This window comes from Enterococcus sp. 3H8_DIV0648, from assembly GCF_002140655.1.
Lineage (GTDB): Bacteria > Bacillota > Bacilli > Lactobacillales > Enterococcaceae > Enterococcus_A > Enterococcus_A hulanensis.
In genome coordinates this window covers 1,083,190-1,087,786 of record NZ_NGLG01000002.1, presented here as the reverse complement: position 1 = coordinate 1,087,786, position 4,597 = coordinate 1,083,190, and the positions used below count along the sequence as shown (strand labels likewise).

General features: G+C 41.5%; 1 protein-coding gene. It reads left to right on the top strand.

Annotated features, from left to right (window positions below):
- Positions 1-4,597: InlB B-repeat-containing protein (locus tag A5875_RS21440; protein WP_088935591.1), on the top strand; the 4,597-nt coding region annotated here is incomplete at both ends.

Below are 4,597 nucleotides of genomic sequence, written 5' to 3'. Positions count from 1 at the left end.
CAATCTTAACAATCATAATGATATTAGGGTCTTTTATACCTAACTTCAGTATGGTTACGGCCGAAGCGGCGGCGAGTAATAATCCGACAGTCGGCCCAGGAGGAGGTGGGGGACTATTTAATGCACAGATTAACCCATCAGATGATAATAATATCGTCATGGATACAGACATGTCGGGGAGTTTCTCGTCAATTGATGGGGGAGAAAGTTTTGTTCAACGAAATTTATTAGGAAGTGTAAAGTATACGTTTAATCCACATGATGAGAATACTGTTTATGCTTATCACGAACACATCTATGTATCTCACGATAAAGGTCAGAGCTATGAACGGCTTTATCCGCCGGAGAGCAATGTTAAAGGATTAGTATCAGGACTTCAAGAAGGTGTTGAAGTCACTCTTGGCGACCCTAATCAAGCTCCGACGCATCGTGTGATGGGACTGACAGTCGATCCAAAAAATGAAAATATCCTTTATTATATCGCAAAAGGCGGGTATGAAGGGAATCGCGGAAAAACGATGAAAGCCACGATTCAAAAATCAGTAGATGGTGGAAATACCTGGTCGACGGTGGCCGAATTTCCGGAAGGGCAGTTTACCCACCATCGTTATTCAATTAACAGCTTTGAAAAGTATATGAAGTTATATGTTCATCCAGACTCTCCAGAAGATGAACGGGAAATCACTTTGATGACCAGTGATGGGATTTATAAGGTGGTGGATAATGGTTCTGGAAAAATTGAAACCATTTCTGATATTACATCAAGAACTGCAGATTGGTACTATGATGAAAAAACGAAAACAACTACCTATTATTTAATCGAAACCGATGTAACAAAAAATCAAAGCGGTGAAGAAGAGTATAAGTATAAAGAATTGATGCGCTCTACGGATTGTAAAAATTGGGAGAGTATCTCAAAAAACTATTCTGATCCTGATATAGGAAATGATCGAGAATTAGCAGGCGTTGCCGTTAACGGTGACAAAATTTATATGAGTTTTTCTACTACTAATGGGAAGTACTTTACTTTGGGTTCTGGGATTGCAGTTTCTGAGGATAGAGGTCAAACATGGACTACAAGTCTCAAAGGTTGGGATACTGGAAATATTACTGGGCATAACTGGACCGAGTTCTTTGGAGATAAATCTTCAACACTAGGATGGAACAGTGTCAAAACAGGATTAACCGTATCGAAAACAAATCCCAATGTTGCAGTCAACACAAACCATGGTAATGCCTACATTACTAAAGATGGAGGTAAAACCTGGAAGGACACAAATAGTGACTTTGATCCCGATACTCAGTATGGAGCAACTAGAGGGATTGATCAGATTACAAGTTGGGATGTAGATGTTGATCCATTTGATTCTAATCATCTCTTTATGAGTTATTCAGACGTTGGTCTGTTTGAGTCAAACGATGGGGGTCATTCATGGAAACGATCGCAAAATAATGGGATCCCATCTCAGCCATATTATTCTAATTCGTGTTACTCGTTTACTTTTGACCCGGATATTCAGGGACTTTGTTTTGCTACTTTTTCGGGTATTCATGACATGAATATCGGGACCTATGTTAGGCGAGTCATTCTCTTGGCAAATGCTTCAAAAGAAAATGCCAATCGACAATACGAATCATTCACTGGTGGTGTTGCTCGTTCTACCAATGGCGGATCAAGTTGGAATGTTTCTGGCGCGTTAGGTGAGCAGCCGATCCGTGATAATGATGGAAAGTCTGGGTTGCCAGACAGAGCCGTAGTAACAGACATCGTTATTGATCCAAACAGTCCGAAAGAAGCAGACAAGCGTGTTGTGTATGCGGCTTGTATGGGCTACGGTGTTTATAAATCAGAAGATGGTGGTCAGACTTGGAGAAAATTCATTGACGGAATGGGCGATGCGAAGCAGCAAACACCATGGCGTCTAACTTGGACACCGGATTACTCACGTCTGTACGTCGCTTTTGCACCAACTGGAGGCTCTGCACCGGGGACTTATGAGCAGCAATTAGCATTGTTGGACTACCATCCAGATGAAGGTCCAGTCTATTATTTAGAACGCGATGCAAAAGAATGGAAGAGAATAGAATCCATGCCAACGGAAGGAATGCAGCCAAACCGTAAAGGGCTTGATTATGTGGCCGCATTTAATGGACTTTCTGTCGATTCCAAAGGAAATATCTATGGTGCGGGTCGTGCAGCGTCGGTAAACGGAGACAAAGGAAAAAGAGACTACGGTGGCGGCTGGGTTTCTCAAGACGATGGGAAAACATGGAAAATGATTTATCCATCAACCGCCAATGTCTATGATTTGCGAGTAGACAGCCGTAACGATAATGTTCTCTATCTTTGTAATACAGTTGGCGGAGAAGTCTATGTTTCATACAAAGGTGTTGATACTGGTTTTGATGATTGGATAAAACTGGATGAGTTTCAGCACATGGTTCCAACAAGGGTGATGGAAGACACGCGTGACCCGTCAAAAATGTATGCAACAACTTTCGGCGGCGGAATCTGGCACCTAAGCTTACCTAAGCCAGTTCAGACCGAGACACACAAACTAACTTATGATGGTAATGGCAACGACAAAGGATCAGTACCAACAGATAGTGCTTCCCCATATGATAAGAAGAGTGAAGCTGTTTTGAAAGATGCTGGTGATCTTGCGAAAACGGGTAAAAAATTCGTCGGTTGGAATACAAAAGCTGACGGAAGCGGAACAATGTATCAGCCAAAGGACGAAATGCTGATCGTTCGCGATACAGTATTGTATGCGCAATGGCGTGACAGTAACAAGCAATATAAATTGACTTATGATGGCAACGGTAATACAAAGGGAACGACACCATTAGATAAGAAGTCTCCTTATGATCTAAGTAGTGAAGTGACCATTTTAGAACCGGGCGATCTGGAGAAAAAAGATGAGCTCTTTACCGGCTGGAATACCAAAGCAGATGGTAGCGGAAAGGAGTATAAGGCTGGTGATAAATTCAAGATTATTGATGATACCGAGCTATATGCACAGTGGGGCGAAGGCCTAAAAGTAACTTATGACGGCAATGGCAACGCAGAAGGCGAACCGCCAGTTGATGATCAAAATCCATACCAAAAAAATAGCAAAGCAACTGTAAAAGGCTCAAATGGCATGACTAAACCAGGGTATGTATTCCGCGGTTGGTGTACTAAAGCTGATTATAAGGGAGCTGTTTATAAAGAAGGAGATACAATAGATGTTACTGCAGATACCGTTTTATACGCATACTGGGTAAAAGGACTTGCGGTAACCTATGACGGCAATGGCAACGATGCAGGAACAGCACCGGTGGATGAGAAAGCGCCATATGGAATTGGTGACCAAATTACGATACAGGATTATGCTGATCTGTACAAAAAGGGTCATGTTTTCAAGGAATGGAATAGTAAGCCTGATGGCAGCGGGACGAGTTATAAATCAAATGTTGCAACCCAAATTAAAGAAGACTTAACTTTATATGCACAGTGGAAAAAGGTTGAACCAAATGGCACGGATGTGACTGTTCTCTATAGAAGGAATACAGATGAACAAGGAACAGCTCCGGTTGATGAAAAATCACCATACAAACATGGGGATGAAGCAACCGTCCTAGATTGTGCGGATATGTCAAAAGATGGTTATGCCTTTGTTGGCTGGACCAATAGACTGGAAGCTGGAGGAAAGCTTTATAAACCAGGGCAAAAAATCACCTTAACAGCCAATATAATCTTCTATCCACAATGGAAAGAAGATGGAAGCGTAGGAGGCGATCCAGAAGGGGAGAAACGGACACTTACCTATGATGGTAATGGAAATACTGGAGGAAAAGCTCCGATTGATGAAAAATCACCTTACAATAATAATGCCAGTGTCAAAATTTTAGAAGCTGGCAGCTTGGAAAAAGCCGGCTATTCCTTCAATGGGTGGAACAGTCAAAAAGATGGTAAGGGAACATCATATAGTGTTGGCGGAACATTTAGAATTAAAGAAGATACGGTTCTATATGCACAGTGGAAAGAAATTCCAGTAGAAACTACAGAATGTACAATTGTTTACCGAAATACGAATGCAACTGGAGGAACTATTCCAGTTGATGACAAGTCACCATATTTGAAAAATAGTGTTGTGGAAATTATGGAGCCCAATACTTTGGTACGAGAAGGCTACAAATTTATTGGTTGGACAAACAGAATGGAATCTGCAGGCAGAATCTATAAACCAGGTGAAAAAATCACGATTACCGGTAATATGATTATGTGGCCAGCTTGGGAAGCTATTACAGAAGAAAGCTTCACTGTTGATTTTGATACACAAGGCGGCAGCGCTGTTGCCAGCCAAACAGTCGAAAAAGATCAAAAAGTAAGTAAACCATCTGATCCAACAAAAGCAGGTTATGATTTCACCGGTTGGTATAAGGATAAAGATTGTAAAGAAGCATTTGATTTTGATAAAGAGGTCATTACGGAAGCAACGACAATTTATGCAGGATGGAAAGCTAAGGCGAAAGAGAAATTTGATGTAACGTTCGAAACGGATGGCGGTTCAACGATCGCAAAACAAACAATTGAAGATGGAGCGAAAGCCAC